Below are 18,896 nucleotides of genomic sequence, written 5' to 3' on the forward strand. Positions count from 1 at the left end.
TTGTTCCGGCTCGCGGCCAAGCGGGCCGCTTGCTGTGAGGGAACGAGGCGCAGTGGCCACGACCACGACGGTGCACGACGTCATCAGGGAGATCCGTAACGGCGTCGACGGGAATCGCGACCGCGGTACGCGCTTCGAGGAGCTCATGCTCCAATACCTCAGCACCGACCCCCAGTGGACCGAGCAGTTCACCCGGGTGTGGATGTGGGGGGACTGGCCGGGCACCGAGCACGACAAGCGGGACACCGGCATCGACCTGGTTGCGCAGGACCGGGAAACCGGCGGCTTCTGCGCGATCCAGTGCAAGTTCTACGACCCCAGCCATACGCTCCAGAAGGAGGACATCGACTCCTTCTTCACTGCCTCCGGCAAGGGCGGCTTCACCCGTCGCATGATCATCTCCACGACGGAGAAGTGGAGCGTGCACGCCGAGGCCGCGCTGGCTGATCAGCAGATCCCTGTTACCCGGCTCGGCATGTCCGACATCGCGAACAGCCCGGTCGAGTGGTACATGCCTGCGGCCAACGAGCCCTTCGAGCTGAGCCTCCAGACGAAGAAGAGCCCGCGCAAGCACCAGCGCGAGGCCATCGACGCCGTCTTCGCCGGGTTTGCGGAGAACAATCGCGGCAAACTGATCATGGCGTGCGGCACGGGCAAGACGTTCACGGGCCTGAAGATCGTCGAGCGGCTCCAGAAGGAGCGAGCGGCGGCTGGGGAAGGCGACCACACCACTGTCCTTTTCTTGGTCCCGTCCATCGCCCTGCTGTCCCAGACGCTGCGCGAGTGGTCCTTCGAGACCGAGCTGACGCTGCGCCCCTTCGCAGTGTGCTCCGACGTCAAGGTCGGCAGGGGGCAGCCCCAAAGCGACGACCAGGACATGGCCACCCACGACCTGGCCCTGCCCGCCACCACCGACCCTGACCGCCTGATCAAGCAGATGGCCAGCGTGGAGGCCGCCCCCGGCCTGACGGTCGTGTTCTCCACCTACCAGTCGATCGCCACGATCGCCGAGGCGCAGAAAAAGGGCCTGGGCAACTTCGACCTCATCCTGTGCGATGAAGCCCACCGGACCACCGGTGTCACACTCGCCGGCCATGACGAGTCCGCTTTCGTCCGCGTCCACGACAACGACTACCTCGCTGGTGACCGCCGCCTCTACATGACGGCCACCCCTCGCATCTACAACGAGGACACCAAGGCCGACGCGAAGAACGCCGACGCGGTCCTGGCCTCGATGGACGACGAGTCGACGTTCGGTCCGGAGTTCCACCGCCTCGGGTTCGGCCAGGCTGTGGAGCAGGGCCTGCTCACTGACTACAAGGTCCTCATCCTCACTATCGACGAGGGCGTCGTCGCCAAGACCCTGCAGCAGGGCATAGCTGGCGGATCGTCCGAGCTTGGCCTCGATGACGCCGCAAAGATCATCGGCTGCTGGAACGCCCTCGCAAAGCGAACCGGCACCTTCGCCGACGGCTCCGGCTTCGCCGAGGACGAAGCCCCCATGAAGCGGGCCGTCGCCTTCGCCCGGTCGATCGCGGACTCCAAGTCCATCGCAGAACGCTTCAACGAGGTCGTCGATGCGTACGACGACGCCGACGACGACGTCCTGCACTGCGAGGTTGACCACGTCGACGGGACCTTCAACACCCTGAAGCGGAACCGCCTGCTCGACTGGCTCAAGCAGGATCCCGGCCAGAACCAGGCCCGCATCCTGTCCAACGCGCGCTGCCTCTCCGAGGGCGTCGACGTCCCCAGCCTGGACGCCGTCCTCTTCCTCCACCCCCGTAACTCCGTCGTCGACGTCGTCCAGTCCGTCGGCCGCGTGATGCGCCTGGCCCCCGGCAAGAACTACGGCTACATCATCCTGCCCGTCGCCGTGCCGGCCGGCATGCTGCCGGAGAAGGCCCTCGCCGACAACCAGCGCTTCAAGACCGTCTGGCAGGTCCTCCAGGCCCTGCGCGCCCACGACGACCGCTTCAACGCCACCGTCAACCAGATCGAGCTCAACAAGCACAAGCCCGACAACAAGATCGGCATCGGGGCCATCGGGCCCAATGACGAGACCGTCGGTGACCAGGACGGTTCCAGCACCGCGGACAGCGCCCAGGAGGCCAAGGCCAAGGAGGCTCAGACCGCCCAGCACGTCCAGGACGTCCTGTTCTCCATCAGCGACTGGCGTGACGCCATCTACGCCCGCATCGTCGACAAGGTCGGCGAGCGCCACTACTGGGAGGACTGGGCCAAGGACATCGCCCAGATTGCCGAACGCCATGTCACCCGCATCAAGGCGGCCCTGGAATTCCCGGACAAGCAGGCAGCCTTCCAGGAGTTCGTCAGCGAACTGCGGGCCACCATAAACCCCGGTGTCACCGACGACAGCGCGATCGACATGCTGGCCCAGCACATCGTCACGAAGCCAGTCTTCGACGCCCTGTTCAAGGACTACGCCTTCGCGGAGCACAACCCGGTCTCTATGGCCATGCAGCGGATGCTTGACATCCTCGACGACCAGGGCCTGGACGCTGAGGCCAAGACCCTGAAGGGCTTCTACGAGTCGGTTCGCGTCCGGGCAGAGGGCATCGACAACCACGAGGGACGCCAGCGCGTCATCGTCGAGCTGTACGACAAGTTCTTCAAGACCGCCCTGCCCAAGACCGCCGACGCTCTCGGCATCGTCTACACCCCGATCGAGGTCGTCGACTTCATCCTCCGTGCCACCGAGCAGGCCCTGAACAAGCACCTGGGGCGCTCTCTTTCCGACGCAGGCGTCCAGATCATCGACCCCTTCGTCGGCACTGGCACTTTTCCTGTCCGTCTCCTCCAGTCCGGCCTGATCAAGCCCGCCGACCTGCTACGCAAGTACACGAGCGAACTCCACGCCAACGAGATCGTGCTCCTCGCGTACTACATCGCGGCCGTCAACATCGAAGCCGCCTTCCACGATCTTGCCGGGGGCGAGTACCAGCCCTTTGAAGGCATCGTCCTCACCGACACCTTCCAGCTCGCTGAAGGTACGGCGAAACTCGACGGAATGGAGGTCCTGGAAGGCAACAGCGAGCGCGCTAAGAAGCAACAGGTCCAGGACATCACCGTGGTGGTTGGCAATCCGCCATATTCCGTAGGCCAGGACAGCGCGAACGACGACAACCAGAATCTTAAGTACGACGTCCTGGACGAGCGTATCAAGGAAACCTACGCCTCGCTCTCCACTGCCAGCTCTGTACGCACCTTGTACGACTCCTACATCCGAGCCATCCGGTGGGCCTCGGACCGAATCACCAACGAGGGTATCGTCGCCTATGTTTCAAATGGCGGCTACATCGATGGGAATACGTACGACGGCCTCCGCAAGTCACTTGCCAGAGAATTCGACGCGATCTATTGCTACAACCTTCGGGGTAACCAGCGCACTGCCGGAGAGCAGTCCCGAAGGGAAGGCGGCAAGATTTTTGGCTCCGGCAGCCGGAACACGGTGGCCATTCTAATCCTCGTCAAGGGGGGTCAGAAGACGAGCGAGGATTACACCTTGCATTACCGGGATATCGGAGAATACCTTAGCCGCGAACGGAAGCTCAGCATCCTGGCTGGCCAATCCCTGGATTCGGTGGAGTGGCAGGAAATCACACCCAACGAGTCCGGCGACTGGGTCCACCAGCGAAACGAGCACTTCTCTAAGCTCCAGGCCCTCGTAGATGCGGAGAAGACGCTCCAGCCCGCCGCAATTTTCGAAACTCACTCCCTGGGCCTCGGCACGAATCGCGATGCATGGGTGTACAACTACTCGGAGCAGATCGTAAAGGAGAATGTCGAGTCCACCATCGACTTCTATAACGAACAGGTCGATGAGTTCATTAAGCACTGCAAGACTAAAGGGCTGACCCACCCCAAGGCTCCCGATGCAGAAAAGTTCATCGACCGCAACCCCCTGAAGATCAGCTGGTCATCCAGCCTTATTCCCAAGGTAGCTCGCGGGAAAAAGATCACCTTCGACGGGGCTAAAGTGACCACCAGCACGTACCGGCCTTTCAGTCGGCAGGCCATCTACTTCGATCGCGATCTCAACCACCGCCCCGGCAAGCTGCCGCAGATGTTCCCGACGCCAGACCATCCGAACATCGGCTTCTATGTTAATGGTTTTCACGCGACAGCTGATTTCGCGGTCCTGGCTACCAACCTAATCCCCTGCCTGGACGTGTTCGGCAAGGGCGGCTACTTCTTCCCCCTCCACACCTACCGCGAGCTGGCCACCGAAGGTGGGTTTGACTTCGGTGACGACGAGAACGCCTACGAGCGGGTCAATAACATCACTGATGCGGCACTCCGGGCATACCGTGAGACCTACGGCGATAGCGCCATCACCAAGGATGACATCTTCTACTACGCCTACGGCCTGCTCCACTCCCAGGAGTACCGAGACCGTTTCGCCGCTGACCTGAAGAAGACTCTTCCCCGCATCCCCAAGGTGCGCGACTTCCACAGCTTCGTCGAGGCCGGACGCAAGCTCACCGACCTGCACGTCAACTACGAGCAGGCAGAGCCGCACGCAGGCATCGTTGAGAAGGTCTCTGGCGACGCGTCTGCCACGCCCGCGAGTGAGCTGTACCGAGTCACCAAGATGAAGATCCCGAAGACGAAGGGACAGCCAGACCGCTCGACGATCGTCTACAACCATCGGGTGACCCTTACCAACGTCCCGGCCGAGGTGTACCGCTACCAACTCGGCCCTCGTTCCGCGATCGAGTGGATCATCGACCGTTACCAGGTCAAGGTCGACAAGGCGTCGGAGATCACCAACGACCCCAATGACTGGTCCGACGACCCGAGGTACATCATCGACCTCCTCAAGCGGATCGTGACCGTCAGCCTGGAGACAATGAAGATCGTGGACGCGCTGCCGGCCCTCGACATCCTCGACTAGGAGCTCACCCGAGAGCCCGCCCGAGCGGCGGCATGGTTGCAGTTCTGGTTGCATTCACCCCCGTCCGGGCCCGTCCGGACGGGGTCACCCCGAACGCTCCGCCGCAGGTCAGGACACCTACGGCTCCCGCCGGCCCCCCGTACGAACATTTGGAAAGCGTGTTGGGGGCAGCCCCTCACGAGTTCGAATCTCGTTTCCTCCGCCAGCGCCCAGCAGGGCGCACGAAGGTCCCGACCGTACAAAGGACCCGTTCTCGCTCACTGGCCTCCTGATCACCGTGGCCCTGAGCGTCGTCGAATTCGTCCGGCTCGGAGGACGCGGCCAGGGCCTCACGCGGGACGCGGAACCTGGCGGGGGCCGGACCCGACCCTCATCAGCGGGACGGAGCCCGGAGCACCGGCCCCGCGATAGTCTCTCGACGTGGGCGTGTCCGACGGAGGGGAACCGTGTCAGTGAGCATCAGCAGCGACGAAGCGGACGTCAGCACCGCTGCCATCAGCGGCACTTCACTGAGCGCCGACCGGATCAAGCACCTGGAGTTCATCCAGGCCATCGTCACCCGACTGGGCAACAACTCGTTCCTGCTCAAGGGTTGGGTGATGACCCTCACCGCCGCCGTCCTAGCCCTCTCGGCGGGGCGGCTCAGCTGGCAGATCGCGCTGAGCGGAATCTTCCCTCTGCTGGGCTTCTGGTTCCTCGACTCGTACTTCCTGCGCCAGGAACGGCTCTTCCGAATCCTGTACGAAGAAGCGCGGACGCCCCAAAGCACCGTGGAGATGCTGTCGTTGAACGTCGGGCCGTACCTGGCGAGGGTGACCCTAGCAAAGGTCGCCTTCTCCCAGACACTGGTGCTGTTCTACGGCGCCCTGCTGATCGCCCATCTCGTGGTCGCCCTCGTGGCCCGCTGAATCACGCCCTCGGGGGCGCGGGCGGGCGCAGCAGGGCGGCCATCTCATCGGCCAGTACGTCGAGCGCGGCCGCGTCCCGGACCCCCGCCCCGCCCCCCGGCCACAGCGGGCCCATGGCATCACCCCGCCACCGTGGAACGAGATGGACATGGGCGTGGAACACCGTCTGGGAGGCCGCGGAACCGGCGGAATGGATGACGTTCATGCCCTCGGGGGCAAGGTGGTCACGCAAAGCGGCTCCGACGCGGAGCGCGGTCGCGAGCAGCCGTTCCGCCCTCGTCGGCGTCATGGCCCAGAGGTCCGGCGCATGGACCCGGGGCACCACGAGTGTGTGGCCGAGGGTCGCCGGAACCAACGGGAAGAACACCACGGCGTGGTCGTCCTCGAAAATCATCCGCGCCGGGCCGCGGCCGGACGCGATGGAACAGAACGGGCACGGATCCATGGACGTCCTCGCCTTCGACGTGCGGATTTCTTCGAAACGGCCCCCGGCCACCACCCTGACAGAAGGAACGGACGAGAAGGGGCGACACCGCCATGGGAGGCGTCTTCATCAACTACCGCAGGAGCCCGCGCGCCACACCTGCGGTGCACCGGCTGCGTGAACGGCTCGGCCGCCACTTCGGCGACGCTCAGGTCTTCCTCGACACGTCGTCGATGCTGCCGGGCAACCGCTACCCGGACGACCTCAGACGCCGCGTGCACGAATGCGAGGTTCTGCTCGTCACCATCCCGGAGGGCTGGCTGGAAGCGCGGGACCCCTCGGGCAAGCGATGCCTCGACCGCGCGGGCGACTGGGTGCGGCACGAGATCGAGCTGGCGCTCGCCGCCGGTAAGACCGTGATCCCCCTGCTCCTCGATGCCGCGGAGCCGCCGCCGCCCGAGCTGCTTCCCGCGTCGATCCGCGACCTATCCCTGCGGCAGGCGCATCGCGTCACTGCGGACGGCTGGGACGAGGCCGTAGAGGAGTTGGTCGCCACGCTGGAGACCCTGGTGGCACCGGAGTGGGTGCCGATCCCCTGCGAAGAGCGGCCGCCACGACGGCCCGGCCGGCTGCTCGGATGGGCCACCGGCCTCCTCGCCGCCGCGCTCTGCGTCCTCGTGCCGTGGGCCGCGACGGCCGGAGGGCCGGCCCCGGAACCGGGCGACGATCCGGCCGCCCTGCTGCTGGCCCTCGCGTCCCTCGGGCTGATGGGCCTCGTCCTGGGCGCCGTGCTGCTGTCCTGCGGCCCCGTGCGCCGCCCCGTCCAGGCGTGGGAACGTGACCTGCAGGACGCCACGCAGGAGAACTACCTCCGGGCGACCTATCCGGTGCCGGTCTTCCTCCTGTTGTTCGCGGCGGTCGTCGTGATCCAGGCGTGGGGGCGGAGTCCCGGCTTCGCCGTCGTACTGATGCTGGGCATGTGCATCGCCGTCGGCCCGATGGCAGCCCGCTTCGTGCGCTCCCTCAAGAGGGACCGCGAACGGTGGGTGCGGTGGCCGGAGGCGATGCCTGCGGCGGCTCCGGTGGCGGTGGTACGGCGGGAGATCGCCCGGCTCGATGTGCGTACGCAAGGGTGGAACGCGCCGATCCGGCGAGAGCAGCGGGACCGGGCACGGTTCGCGCTCGCAGAGTTGGCGGAAGCGGTGGCGGCTCAGGGACGGGCGGCGGAACGCGGACGGTTGCTGTGGCTGCGTGAGGCGCAGCCCTGGGTCTTCAGGGTACGTCCTGTGGCTGGCGCTCACCGTCGCCCTCACGCTCGCCTGGATCCTCCCCCTCGGAGGCGGACTCGAAGGCTGGGACTGGGCGCGGTTGCATGCAGCCCCCGTGGCCGCCGGAGCCGTGGGCTTCGGGCTGTCCTGGACCACCATGGAGTGCGCGTACCGCTACCAGCGGCGACAGCGCCGGATGTTCCACACGGAGGCGACATACCGGCTCGCGGTGGTGGAGGCACGGGTCAACGCGCTGAGTTCCCCGCCCCGTACGCGGCTGGCGACAGGGACGGAACGCTAGTGCTGCTCTGCGGAAGTTCGTGGGGGCCCGCCCTCACAGCTCTTCAGAAACGAAATCGGCAGGCACCCGGACACCCTGCCGACCAAGATCGTCGAACGCGAGACCCGCAACTCGACTCATTCTGAAATGATCAGTTAGGTCGCCGACAGCTGGTCGTCCTCAACGGCCACCAGCTCTGCGATCTTGATGGCAACTACCGCCATCGAATCCTCAGCTGTGTCCAACCCGTTTCGGGATGCAAGTAGGGGGCTGACGTCCCGGAGTTCGCCGTAGGTCGTCTCGTGTATGACAGGGAGCAGTAGGTCACGCGCAAGGAGCTCCGAGAGCTCCTTGTCAGAGACACCACCGCGCTTCAGGCGTGTCAGTAGCGCAGGGGTCACAAGAACAAGACCCGTACGCGACCTCGCCAGCCCTCTGTCGATTTCCCGCATGAACGGTAGGCCAAGCGCGATGTCCTTCTCGCTGAACCAGACCGACACACCCTCTGCTTCCAGCAGGCCGCACAACTCCGCGGCAGCACCGCGCCGATCATCCCACGCGTGGCAGAGAAAGACGTCGCGAAGGTCAGGCTGCTGATGCGCGCGCAGCACGGCGGCGTCGCGAACAGGGGTCAGGCTCTTCACCTCGCCAGGCGTGTAGATCACGGAGGAGGTGCTCAGTGACCAAGGCGCCCGCATTTTACTGCTACTGGAGCTGCCGCTGCTGGTCGTACCGCCCCGGCCACTGCTCTGCGGCGTGTAGACCGGCGGCGGGTAGTAGGGCCGCGACGATGAGTACCCGTAGCCGCTGCTGCACGCGGGGCACGACGCGCGTGCGCTAGCGGTCCGATGACCCTGAACTGGGGCTGTACAGCGACTCATAAGCACATGGTACTCGTGTGACTACCGCTAACGGGCTCGCGCATGGTAAGCGGTGGGACGTCGAGGGGTTCGCTCCGGCTCCTGTTTCACATGCGCGATGCCGATGTCAGGTCTGAGCTCTGCTGGTGGCTCAGCAGAATTGTGTCACCAGCCACCGATCGGGACAGGGCCACTTGTTGAGTGATGGGGCTCGTTGTCGGCTGCGTACCGATCGGCAACGACGAATGCGCTGGCGCAGTCCGGGCACTCGGCTTGGCCGAAGAGGTAGGTGAGGCCCTCGGCTATCCGGAGGAGGCCGAGTGCGCGGGCGGTGCCATGCATTCGCCTGCCCAGACTGCCAAGTCGCTCGACAGAGCACGGCTTGAGGGGGCGGCGGCGGACATCCCCCTCACACCAGTCCCGATAGGCGGAGTACCGGCCGTGGTCGCCGATCGCAACGGTGACAGGCAGGTCGCAGTGGGGGCAGCTCACGCTATAGAAGCCGTCATCGAAGTCGTACTCGGCCATGCTCCATCCGGTCGCGCCGGCGAACGCGAGGTCCGCCCGGAAGAACGCCACCGCGAGCGTCGGTGGAAGACCACCGTCACCGATACGGCGGGCAAGTACGTCCCTGAGCTCAGCGATGACGGGAGCCATTTCCCGTATGAGCTCGTCGGCGCCATGGTCCTGAACGACTCCCGCGACGATCGCCCCGGCCAGTTCCAGTGCCCGGTCCACCGCAACCGTTTCGCCGGAGCGGGCGAGGTCTCTCAGATACGGGAGCGCGGCAAAGCTGGCGGCCGAGACGGTGAGCCCCTCGGTGGCCAGGAGGTGCCAGAGTTCCCGCCAAGCTTCCTCGTCGAGGGACGGCGATCGCAGAACCCGCTCGAGAACAGGCGGAACCTCGTCGTACGGTCCGCGCCCGTACCTCGGCAACTGCCACTCGATCATTCGCCGATTCAAGCACGGGGCCCCACGGGGCCCGAATCGGAGAGGTCGTGCATCCTGACCGGATGACGTAGACCGGAGCCGAACATGTGAAGGTGCATTTCCACCTCGAGGCGGACGGCGATTGGCCTCCCGCCTCGATAGAGAGTCTTTGGGCTCTCGACCGAGGCGACGGCACCGTGCAACTCGACAACACTCCTTGGTTCGTACGCGGCGTGGCCTGTGGAGACGTCCTCGCCTCCCACCCCGACGAGGAGGGCGTTCTCTGGGCGGGCCATGTGGTCGAGCCGTCTCAGAACTGCACGATCCGACTCATCGTGTTGCGGAACAAAGGATCTGGCGCGGCACGGCAGAGCGTTCTGAACGCCTTCGCGGAACTGGGAGTGGGTGGAGCGGGGATCGAGCGATTCGGCATGGTCGCCCTCGACGTGCCACCGGAGGCGGACCTCGCGAGGGTCCAGCGGATCCTCGATCACGGCGTGGCTCAAGAATGGTGGGACATGGAAGAGGGCTGTATCACCGACGCCTGGCGGGCATCACGGTCGGGGCGAGCGGCGTGCACGCCAGTGAACCTCTTTCATCCTGAATAGCTGCAGATCAGCAGCGTGTGGATGGCTTGGACGGTGCGGCTGATGCGGCGGGTCGAGCAGCGCGCTCTGCGCATGACCTGCCAGGTCTTGAGTTGAGCGAAGGCGCGTTCGCCCGGAGCCCTCAACCGGGCGTGGTCCCGGTTGAACTGCTGGTAGTGCTCGGGCTGTTCGCGGTGACGGTAGTACGGGGTGCGGACGGTGGCGCCGGCGCCCTGGTAGGCGCGGTCCGCGAGAATGAGGACCTGCCGGGTCAGGCAGGCCTGGACGATGCCATGGGCCCGGGCCGCGGTCAGGTCGTGAGTGCGGCCTGGTGTCGCGCGGGAGAACCACAGCGGTGTGCCGTCGGGCCGGGCGATGACCTGCACGTTCATGCCATGCCGGCGGTGCTTCATCGAATAGTACGGCTCGTCCGCGCGGATCCGGTCGATGAGGATCAGAGTGCCGTCAACGATGACGTGGTCGCCTTCACCGAGGCCGGTGAGGGCTTCGTGGAGACCGGGTGCCCAGCCGGCCAGGACCTCCAAGGTCTCGTCGACGTACCGCCAGGCGGTGGCCTGGGATATCCCGAAACCCGCTCCGAGCTGCGAGAACGTCTCGTTCTTCCGCAGGTGGACAAGGGCGAGCAACGCCTGCTTGAAGCAGCCGAGCTTGCGCCAACGGATGTTGCGGGCCAGCCGATGCTCATACAGCAGCCAGGCCACATGCTCGACCAGCTCATGTGAGACGTCGAGCGTGGCAGGATACGGAACCAACAGGGCCCCTTCGGTCGCCGGCGTGTTGAGTGGAATCACCACGCCAACGACGAGGGGCCCTGCCTCGTCACCGCACCCGCTGACCAGCTCATTTCACCCTCCAGCACAGGATGAAAGAGGTTCAGTTACGCACCGACGACTTCGCTCCAGCTCCCATCCGGGCCGCGGTGGAGACTCCTGCGTTGCATCCGCCGGGCCGCCTCTTCGAGTGCTGCCCGTTCCTGGGCTCGCCGGGACGTATCCGGGTCCGTGAGCTCGAAGCCGAGCAGCGGGACCTCGTCCGGGTCAACGTCCTCGGGCAACGGCCGGCCTTCTAGGAGGAAGCCGAATAGGGCTCGAAGGGCATCGTTGCCCAGTTCCAGAGGGTGAAACGGCAGCGCGTACGGCTCCTCGTCCCACGCCGGGTCAGACTCCACGGGCCGGTCACCTGCCCAGTAGGGCATCTCGAAGGTGAACGGGTCACCGATGTTCTCCACGATGCCGCCGTCCGGCGAGAGGCTCAGCGAGCGGCGGAGGCGGCCCTCCTCCCAGACCGCGAAGGCAAGCCAATCCGAGACGCTGTGCATCGCGTGCAGGATCACACGACGGCCCGCGGCGGCCTCCAGGAGGTGCGCCGGGAGTTCCGACGGGCGGTCGAACATCAGACGCCGATCGCAGACCAGGTCCACGCCCGGGAAGCTCGCCGCATACGTGAGGCGCTCTGGCGGGTACGTCGATTCCCCCAGTACATCGCCCTTCGTCGACTCCATCCCCCAGCCCGGGAAGACCTGGGCGATCAACGCCGCCGTTGCCTCAGCCGCCGGCTCGCCGGCCTCCCGCAGTGCCGAGGCCACGTCTCCGTCCGCGTACGCTAGTAGCGCCGTCTTCGCTCCCATGCGACGCACGCTAGCCCCCACCACTGACAGCCCCGCCGTCCCGAAAACGCCCGAAGTTTTCGGGAGCGGCCAGCGATTGGGTACGTTCGCGCAGGTCAGTACCACCCCACTCCCCCATCCACCCAGTGCCTTCTAAGCACTTGGCCGAAGGTTCGAGTCCTGCGGAGGCCACGCCGGAAGGCATTCTCCGGCTACGCACAGCTCTTCAATGGCGATCGAACGATCGGCGCCCCCGAGGTCGATGTGTCCGCCCCCAAGCTCCGGATGAGGCCCCGTCCCTCGGAATGAACACACGTCGCGTCCTTCGCGTAGACAGCGAGGGTGGACCGTCGGCCGCTCCCAAGCACTCAATTCGGCCCGAACCGAAAATCTTGAGCACCTAAACAGCCCCTCCGCGAGGATGCGGCTTTCGGTCATTGTCCGACCGGAACACCTCCCCGACCGCCTTGTGCGGGTTTGCGGTATGGCGCCCCCTCCTCCACCCGAGGACGATGCCCCTCTGTGTCCGCCCCTGATCTTCAGCGCGGTCGACACGAGGAGACACGGGGGTGGGACCTTGTCGTACGCGGAGCACCAGTCGGTGTTCTCAGCTCCTGCGGTACCTCTGGGCACCGCAGCCAAAGTTGGAGAGACGATCGGCCACGGCACCTACACCGAAGGCGTCACCCGTCGGTTGAGCGCTGCCGCCTTCGTCCGTGCCGACTGGTGGGCCGTCCTCCGGACCGTCCTGGCGCAGCGTTGGAAAGCGCTGAAGGCCGCGGTGCGGAAGCGTCTGCGATGGATCTTCCCAGAGAAGGCCCAACAGGTCGCCGGACAAGAAGAGCTGGCGCCCCCTGCGGTCGTACTGGGCGAGGACTACGCCGTTTGGGTCCGTCGTCGGATCAAGAAGCCGGCACGACCGGTGCCGGTCTACGGCTTCCACCAGGAGCCGGTGGTGCACGCGTGCGACCGGGCCGTCCGGCACATGCGTGGACGCCGGACGGCGATCGTGATCCTTGTCGCTGCCGTCGCGTGGCAGACGGTCGTCGGCGCCCTCGGCGCGGGGTGGGCGGCCCTCGTCCTACTGGCCGGGTCATGGGGCGTGCACCTGGTGGATCGCTACTTGGCGCAGTTGCGGCTCAATGCCCTGCTGGCCGGGGAACTGCAAGCGCCTGTGGCAGCGGAGCAGGCCCACGCCCTGCCCTACCAATACGAACGCCGCCCGACCGGCGACCGGCACCGATTCATCGGGGCGGGTCTCCAAGCGTGGCATGAGGCCGTCATCGGCATCGACGTCGAGCCAGCCCCTGAGAACCAGGACGCCGAGCACGATGCCGCGGCGGAACCGTTCCCGAGCCCTGGCTCACCGACGGTGCGCTCTGGAAGCCCTGACATGGCGGCGGTGGCCAAGGCGGTGCTTGACGCGTTGACGAAGCACAACGAGCCGGTGGCCAAGAAACCGCTGAAGCACTTCACCGCCGCTCAGCTGCATGCTTACATCGCACGCCGTCTCGACGACCCGGCACCTTCCCATCACCAGAGCCATCCGAAACTCCGGGTGGAGGTCGTGGGAATCGCCGGCATCCACCAGAAGCGGTGGAGCCAGATCGATGACGACACCTGGCGCAGCCTCCATGCCCTCGCCGCGGACGAGGCCGGTGACAAGCCCGCCGAGGAGATCGCCCGTCGGTACATCTGGGCCCGCGTCACCGCCTGGAACGGGGAGCTCGTGGCGACAGTACTCGTCCACTTCGCGTACCAGGGCGGCTTCCTGCGCGTCACCGTTCGCCCCCACATCATGGGGCCCCTCAATCCGAAGGTGGCCGGGATTGTCCCGGCCGTCCCGCTCACTCCCACGTGGCTGGCCCGGTCCGCCTTCAACGCGTTCGTGGACGTCTACGTCGGCCTTGACCGTCTCCTACGCCGCAAGGCCCGCCCGCGCCCCGAGCTCGACCCCGGCAGCGGCCCCTTGAGCCTCCGCGAGGTCTACAGCACACGTCGCTTGGACGACATGCACGCCTACGACGACGCCCGCTACTACGTGCAGATGATGCAACGCAGGGTCTTCGACTCCACGGAGATCTTCTTGCGCGACCACAACGTCGACATCGCCGCCTACCGCCAGCAGTCCACCGCGATCTACAACTTCGGCGTCATGAACGGCGGCACCATGACCGGCCCCGTCCAGGCAGCGCCCCTCTCGGCCAATCCGTCCATGAGCAACTGACCCTTCGAACAATGCAGGAGCCCAGCATGCCCCTCCGAAGCCAGCCCGACCCCGTCCCGAACGGCGTGAACTTCGGCATCATCAACACCGGCCGCATGACCGGACCCGCCCAAGCCGCTCCCTTCTCCCAGAACGCCGCTCAGACCAACAACCTCACCAACGAGGCCGTGGACAGGGCCCGCGAGAGCATCGACGAACTGCGCCAACGCCTGGAAGAGCTGCGCGACCAGCACCCCGGAGTGGACGGCGCCCTGCGCGACCTCGACATGATTGCCCCACGGTTGGACGAGCCCGACCGAGACCCCGGAGCCCTCCGCTACATGATCGAGAGCCTGGTCGAACGGTGCGGAGGCATCCCCGGCGTCCTGGCGGCGGCCCAACTCGTTCAATCCACGGTCACGGCGCTGCTGCCCGGCTCCTGATGTCTCCCCGTCGCACAGCCACGCCCGACCGCCGCTACGAAACCCCTCGCTGAGACCGGGAAAGAACGCGATGCCGGGTTCGGTCGCAGCATGAGCGGCGGTCGTGAACGGCTCGGGCAGATCACCGGTACGACGCCCGTAACGGTGAGGCAACCCGATGGTTGATCAGGCGTGGGAATCCAGGAACGCCGCAGAGAAACGCCGGCGCCGCGCGATGCCAACGCGCGGAGGGTCATGGTCGCCCAGCGAAGCCGGGACACGGCTCCGGAGCTTGCGCTCCGCCGGGCTCTGCACTCATTGGGCTTCCGCTACCGCGTGGACCTGCCGATCGTCGGCATGCCACGTCGCCGTGCTGACGTCACGTTCACGAAGTGGCGCACCGCCGTGTTCGTACAGGGCTGCTTCTGGCACGCGTGCCCGAGCCATCTACACGAGCCACGGCACAACGCGGAGTGGTGGCGGCAGAAGCTTCGGGGCAACGCCCGCCGCGACGAGGAGACCGATGCCCACCTCGCGCTGATCGGTTGGCTGCCCCTCCGCGTCTGGGAGCACGAGACCGTCGACGGCGCTGTCAAGCGGGTGACAGCGGCGCTCGCCACCCGGGGGCATCCCCGCGCCTTGGCCATCAGCACCTGGACGCCCATGTCGGAACGGGCGACCGAGGGCTCGTAGACGAGCGCGTGCGGCATCCAAACACACGCGGGACGGGGCTCTCAGCCGTAGGGAAGCCGCCACGACGCCCAGCGCCACCCAGTGGGGGTAGAAGACGCCTTGCGTGGTCAGCAGGACAGGGAGGGGAACGACCTGAGCGACCCAGCCCTGACCTGACACCCCATCAGAACGAGCGTCAAATGAGCGTCACGAGCGTCATTTCAGCGTCAAGATATCGCCCGTAACGCCCACACCGCACATAAAGCGCACCCACAAAACCCCAGGTCAGGCGTCCTTCTTCACCGGCTCCAGAATCGCCACGCACTCCACGTGGTGCGTCATCGGGAACAGGTCGAACGCCCGCAGGGTCCGGACCTTGTAGCCGCGTTCGGCGAAGTAGGCGAGGTCTCGGGCCAGGGCGGCCGGGTCGCAGGCGACGTAGGCGATGCGGCGGGCGCCCAGGCCGGCCAGGTGGTGGACCGTCTGCTTGCCGGCGCCCGCGCGGGGCGGGTCCAGGACGATGAGGTCGACCTCGGTGATGCCGGTGCGCGGGAGGACCGACTCGACCTTGCCCTGTTCGATGCGGACGCGCGGGAAGCCGGCCAGGTTGTGGCGGGCGTCCTCGACCGCGCGCTTGCCGGACTCGATGCCGAGGACCGCGCCCTGGTCGCCGACGCGGTCGGCGAGGGCGCCGGCGAAGAGGCCGACGCCGCAGTAGAGGTCGAGGGCCGTCTCGCCCTTGCGGGGGGTGAGGCCCTGCATGACGGCGAGCATGAGGGTCTGCGCGGCCTTCGGGTGGACCTGCCAGAAGCCGCCGCTGCCGACGCGGTAGGTGCGGTCGTCGGCGCGCTCGCGGACGAAGGCGCGGCCGTGGACGCGGTGGACGCCGCCGTCCTTCTCGTCGACGCGCATCACGGAGACCGGCTTGTCCAGTTCCACCAGGGGGAGGCGGGCGCCCGGGCGGGGGGTGAGGATGACCTGGCGGTCGTTCGAACCGGAGGCGGCGATGGCCTCGACGGAGGCCATGCCCTGCCAGTCGCGCTTCTCGATGCCCAGCTCCGAGACGCCTTCGGCGGCGATCATGCAGTGGTCGATGATCTCGACCTCGTGGGAGCGGTGCTTGCGCAGGCCCGCGTGGCCCTCGGCGTCGACGGCGTACTGGACGCGGGTGCGCCACTGCGGGACCTCGCCGGCGGGCAGCTTGTCGCCCTCGGCGGGCATGACCGTGCCGTCCCAGCCGGCCTCCTCCGGGGTGAGCCCGGCCAGGCGCTGGAGCTGCTCCGCGATGACCTCGCCCTTCAGGCGGCGCTGGGCGCCGGGCTTGGCGTGCTGCCAGTCGCAGCCGCCGCACTTGCCCGGGCCCGCGAAGGGGCAGGGGGCTTCGACGCGGTCCTTGGAGGCGTCCAGGATCTCGATCGCGTCGGCGCGCAGGAAGCGGGAGGTCTCCTCGCCCTCGGTGACCCGCACCCGGACGCGCTCGCCGGGCAGGGCGTGGCGGACGAAGAGGACCCGGCCGGCTTCCGTACGGGCGATGCAGTGGCCGCCGTGGGCGACCGGGCCGACCTCTACCTCGTACTCCGCCCCGACCAGCGACGTAACAGGGGTGTTCTGCATGAGCGGGGACTCCAGAGAGAGAAGAAAGGTGGGCCGACGCGCGGACCTCGGTCCGACGGCAGCCCACCAGTCTAGTTGCTGTTCTTCAGTTGTTCTTCGCGGCGGGTTCCTTCTGGCGCTTCTCCACCGGGCCGCGGCGGACGGAGCCCGGCGCGTTCCACTCCTGGCGCTTCCCGGCCCGCTTCTTCGCGGCCTCGGAGGACTGGAGCTGGTACGGGACGGAGGTGACCATCACGCCGGGGGTGAAGAGCAGCCGGCCCTTGAGGCGGAGTGCGGACTGGTTGTGGAGCAGGTGCTCGTACCAGTGGCCGACGACGTACTCGGGGATGTAGACGGAGACGGCGTCGCGCGGGCTCTCGCGGCGGATGTTCTTCACGTACTCGATGACCGGCCGGGTGATCTCGCGGTACGGCGAGTCGAGGATCTTGAGCGGTACGTTGATGCCGCGCCGCTCCCACTCCTCCTTGAGCGCCTTGGTCTCGGCCGGGTCGACGTTCACGGTGAGCGCCTCCAGCTCGCTGGCGTGCAGCAGCTTGGCGTAGGCCAGGGCGCGCAGGGTCGGCTTGTGGAGCTTGGAGACGAGGACGACCGAGCGGACGCGGGAGGGCCGGACGTACTCGTCGGGGCGCTCCTCGGCGGCGGCGATCTCGCTGGCCACGGAGTCGTAGTGCCGGCGGATCGCGGTCATCGTCCCGTAGAAGATCACCATGCCGAGCAGGGCGACCCAGGCGCCGTGGGTGAACTTGGTGGCGAGGACGACGACGAGGACGAGGCCGGTGAAGAAGGCGCCGAAGGCGTTGATCGCGCGGGAGCGGATCATGTGGCGGCGCTTGGCCGTGTCGCGCTCCGTCTTCAGGTGCCGGTTCCAGTGCCGGACCATGCCGATCTGGCTGAGCGTGAAGGAGACGAAGACGCCGACGATGTAGAGCTGGATCAGCCGGGTGGAGTCGGCTCCGTAGATCCAGACGAGGAGGGCGGCGGCTCCGGCGAGGAGCACGATGCCGTTGGAGAAGGCGAGGCGGTCGCCGCGGGTGTGCAGCTGGCGCGGCAGGTAGCGGTCCTGGGCGAGGATCGAGCCGAGGAGCGGGAAGCCGTTGTACGCGGTGTTGGCGGCCAGGAAGAGGACGAGCGCGGTGGCGGCGGCGAGGACGACGAAGAAGAAGGTCCCGTCGCCGAAGACGGCGGCGGCGACCTGGGAGATCACCGGGTCCTGGACGTAGCCCTCGCCGAGCGGCTTGCCGTTGAGCAGCAGGTCCTCGCTCGGCTTCTCGGCCATCCGGACGTCGGTGGCCATGGCCAGGAAGATGATGCCGCAGAACATGGTGACGGCCAGGCCGCCCATGAGGGCGAGCGTGGTGGCGGCGTTCTTCGACTTCGGCTTGCGGAAGGCGGGGACGCCGTTGGAGATGGCCTCGACGCCGGTGAGGGCGGCACAGCCGGAGGAGAACGCCCGCAGCAGCAGGAAGACCAGCGCGAAGCCGGCGAGGCCCTGGTGCTCGGCCTTGATCTCGAAGTCGGCGGTGGGGGCCTTCATGGTGTCGTCGAGGACGATGCCGCGCCAGGCGCCCCAGGCGATCATGATGAAGACGCCCGCGACGAAGACGTACGTCGGGATGGCGAAGAGGCTGCCCGACTCCTTCACGCCCCGGAGGTTCATGAGGGTGAGGAGGACGATGACCGCGATCGCCGAGGGCACCTTGTGCTCGACGATGAACGGAACGGCCGAGCCGAGGTTCTCGATGCCCGAGGAGATCGACACGGCGACGGTCAGGACGTAGTCGACGAGCAGGGCGCTCGCGACGGTGAGCCCGGCCTTGGGCCCGAGGTTGGTGGTGGCGACCTCGTAGTCACCGCCGCCGCTCGGGTACGCGTGCACGTTCTGCCGGTACGACGCGACCACCGTGAACATCAGGACGACGACCGCGAGCGCGATCCACGGGCTGAAGTGGTAGGCCGACAGGCCGGCGACGGAGAGGACGAGCAGCACCTCGCCGGGGGCGTACGCCACCGAGGACAGCGGGTCGGAGGCGAAGACGGGGAGGGCGATCCGCTTCGGGAGAAGGGTCTCTCCCAGCTTGTCGCTGCGCAGGGCCCGCCCGATCAGGATCCGTTTGGGCACGTCGGTCAGTTTGGACACGGAGAGGATCGTAAGCGTTCGAAAAGAGCCACGCGCACCGGCA

General features: G+C 66.9%; 14 protein-coding genes. 7 read left to right on the forward strand and 7 right to left on the reverse strand.

Translation table 11 applies throughout. From position 1 onward, the window contains the following. Nucleotides 1-52: 52 nt before the first annotated feature. Entirely contained in the window at nucleotides 53-4,918 is a 4,866-nt protein-coding gene (locus K7G60_RS10120) for a type ISP restriction/modification enzyme (RefSeq protein ID WP_225800481.1), read from the forward strand. A gap of 452 nt (nucleotides 4,919-5,370) precedes the next feature. Beyond that, complete coding sequence (locus K7G60_RS10125) at nucleotides 5,371-5,826, forward strand: hypothetical protein (RefSeq protein ID WP_225800482.1); 456 nt, start codon at nucleotides 5,371-5,373, stop codon at nucleotides 5,824-5,826. 1 nt (nucleotide 5,827) lies between these two features. On the opposite strand, the gene K7G60_RS10130 is transcribed toward K7G60_RS10125, so the two are convergent. Beyond that, on the reverse strand, nucleotides 5,828-6,322 hold the full coding sequence (locus K7G60_RS10130; protein ID WP_225800483.1) for an HIT family protein: 495 nt from the start codon (nucleotides 6,320-6,322) through the stop codon (nucleotides 5,828-5,830). A 41-nt stretch (nucleotides 6,323-6,363) separates the two neighbouring features. Here K7G60_RS10130 and K7G60_RS10135 point away from each other — a divergent pair, with 41 nt between their 5' ends. Further along, entirely contained in the window at nucleotides 6,364-7,944 is a 1,581-nt protein-coding gene (locus tag K7G60_RS10135) for a toll/interleukin-1 receptor domain-containing protein (protein WP_225800484.1), read from the forward strand. A 9-nt stretch (nucleotides 7,945-7,953) separates the two neighbouring features. On the opposite strand, the gene K7G60_RS10140 is transcribed toward K7G60_RS10135, so the two are convergent. Both K7G60_RS10140 and K7G60_RS10145 read right to left on the reverse strand, forming a co-directional pair. After that, complete coding sequence (locus K7G60_RS10140; protein ID WP_225800485.1) at nucleotides 7,954-8,463, reverse strand: toll/interleukin-1 receptor domain-containing protein; 510 nt, start codon at nucleotides 8,461-8,463, stop codon at nucleotides 7,954-7,956. 360 nt (nucleotides 8,464-8,823) lie between these two features. Then, a complete protein-coding gene (locus tag K7G60_RS10145; protein ID WP_225800486.1) occupies nucleotides 8,824-9,609 on the reverse strand; it encodes a hypothetical protein in 786 nt (261 codons plus the stop codon). Nucleotides 9,610-9,701: 92 nt separating this feature from the next. Between K7G60_RS10145 and K7G60_RS10150 the strand changes: the two genes are divergently transcribed. Continuing rightward, complete coding sequence (locus K7G60_RS10150; RefSeq protein WP_225800487.1) at nucleotides 9,702-10,196, forward strand: DUF4265 domain-containing protein; 495 nt, start codon at nucleotides 9,702-9,704, stop codon at nucleotides 10,194-10,196. On the opposite strand, the gene K7G60_RS10155 is transcribed toward K7G60_RS10150, so the two are convergent. After that, a complete protein-coding gene (locus K7G60_RS10155; protein ID WP_225800488.1) occupies nucleotides 10,184-10,990 on the reverse strand; it encodes a transposase family protein in 807 nt (268 codons plus the stop codon). The two genes, K7G60_RS10150 and K7G60_RS10155, sit on opposite strands and share 13 nt — an antisense overlap. A gap of 83 nt (nucleotides 10,991-11,073) precedes the next feature. Beyond that, nucleotides 11,074-11,823, reverse strand: a complete 750-nt coding sequence (locus tag K7G60_RS10160; protein ID WP_225800489.1) for a hypothetical protein — start codon at nucleotides 11,821-11,823, stop codon at nucleotides 11,074-11,076. Between the two features lie 556 nt (nucleotides 11,824-12,379). Here K7G60_RS10160 and K7G60_RS10165 point away from each other — a divergent pair. The 3 genes from K7G60_RS10165 to K7G60_RS10175 all read left to right on the forward strand — a co-directional run bounded on the left by K7G60_RS10165 (nucleotide 12,380) and on the right by K7G60_RS10175 (nucleotide 15,123). After that, nucleotides 12,380-14,029, forward strand: a complete 1,650-nt coding sequence (locus tag K7G60_RS10165) for a hypothetical protein (RefSeq protein ID WP_225800490.1) — start codon at nucleotides 12,380-12,382, stop codon at nucleotides 14,027-14,029. A gap of 26 nt (nucleotides 14,030-14,055) precedes the next feature. Further along, the gene (locus K7G60_RS10170) at nucleotides 14,056-14,451 is read left to right on the forward strand and encodes a hypothetical protein (RefSeq protein WP_225800491.1); all 396 of its coding nucleotides are present in this window, start codon (nucleotides 14,056-14,058) and stop codon (nucleotides 14,449-14,451) included. 171 nt (nucleotides 14,452-14,622) lie between these two features. Then, a complete protein-coding gene (locus K7G60_RS10175; RefSeq protein WP_225800492.1) occupies nucleotides 14,623-15,123 on the forward strand; it encodes a very short patch repair endonuclease in 501 nt (166 codons plus the stop codon). Nucleotides 15,124-15,387: 264 nt separating this feature from the next. Here the strand turns inward: K7G60_RS10175 and K7G60_RS10180 are convergent, their stop codons facing one another. Then, the gene (locus tag K7G60_RS10180) at nucleotides 15,388-16,716 is read right to left on the reverse strand and encodes a class I SAM-dependent RNA methyltransferase (protein ID WP_225800493.1); all 1,329 of its coding nucleotides are present in this window, start codon (nucleotides 16,714-16,716) and stop codon (nucleotides 15,388-15,390) included. Nucleotides 16,717-16,801: 85 nt separating this feature from the next. Continuing rightward, a complete protein-coding gene (locus K7G60_RS10185) occupies nucleotides 16,802-18,853 on the reverse strand; it encodes an APC family permease (RefSeq protein ID WP_225800494.1) in 2,052 nt (683 codons plus the stop codon). Nucleotides 18,854-18,896 lie beyond the last annotated feature (43 nt).

The sequence above is a fragment of the Streptomyces sp. NK15101 genome (genome assembly GCF_020400725.1).
Taxonomy (GTDB): Bacteria; Actinomycetota; Actinomycetes; order Streptomycetales; family Streptomycetaceae; genus Streptomyces.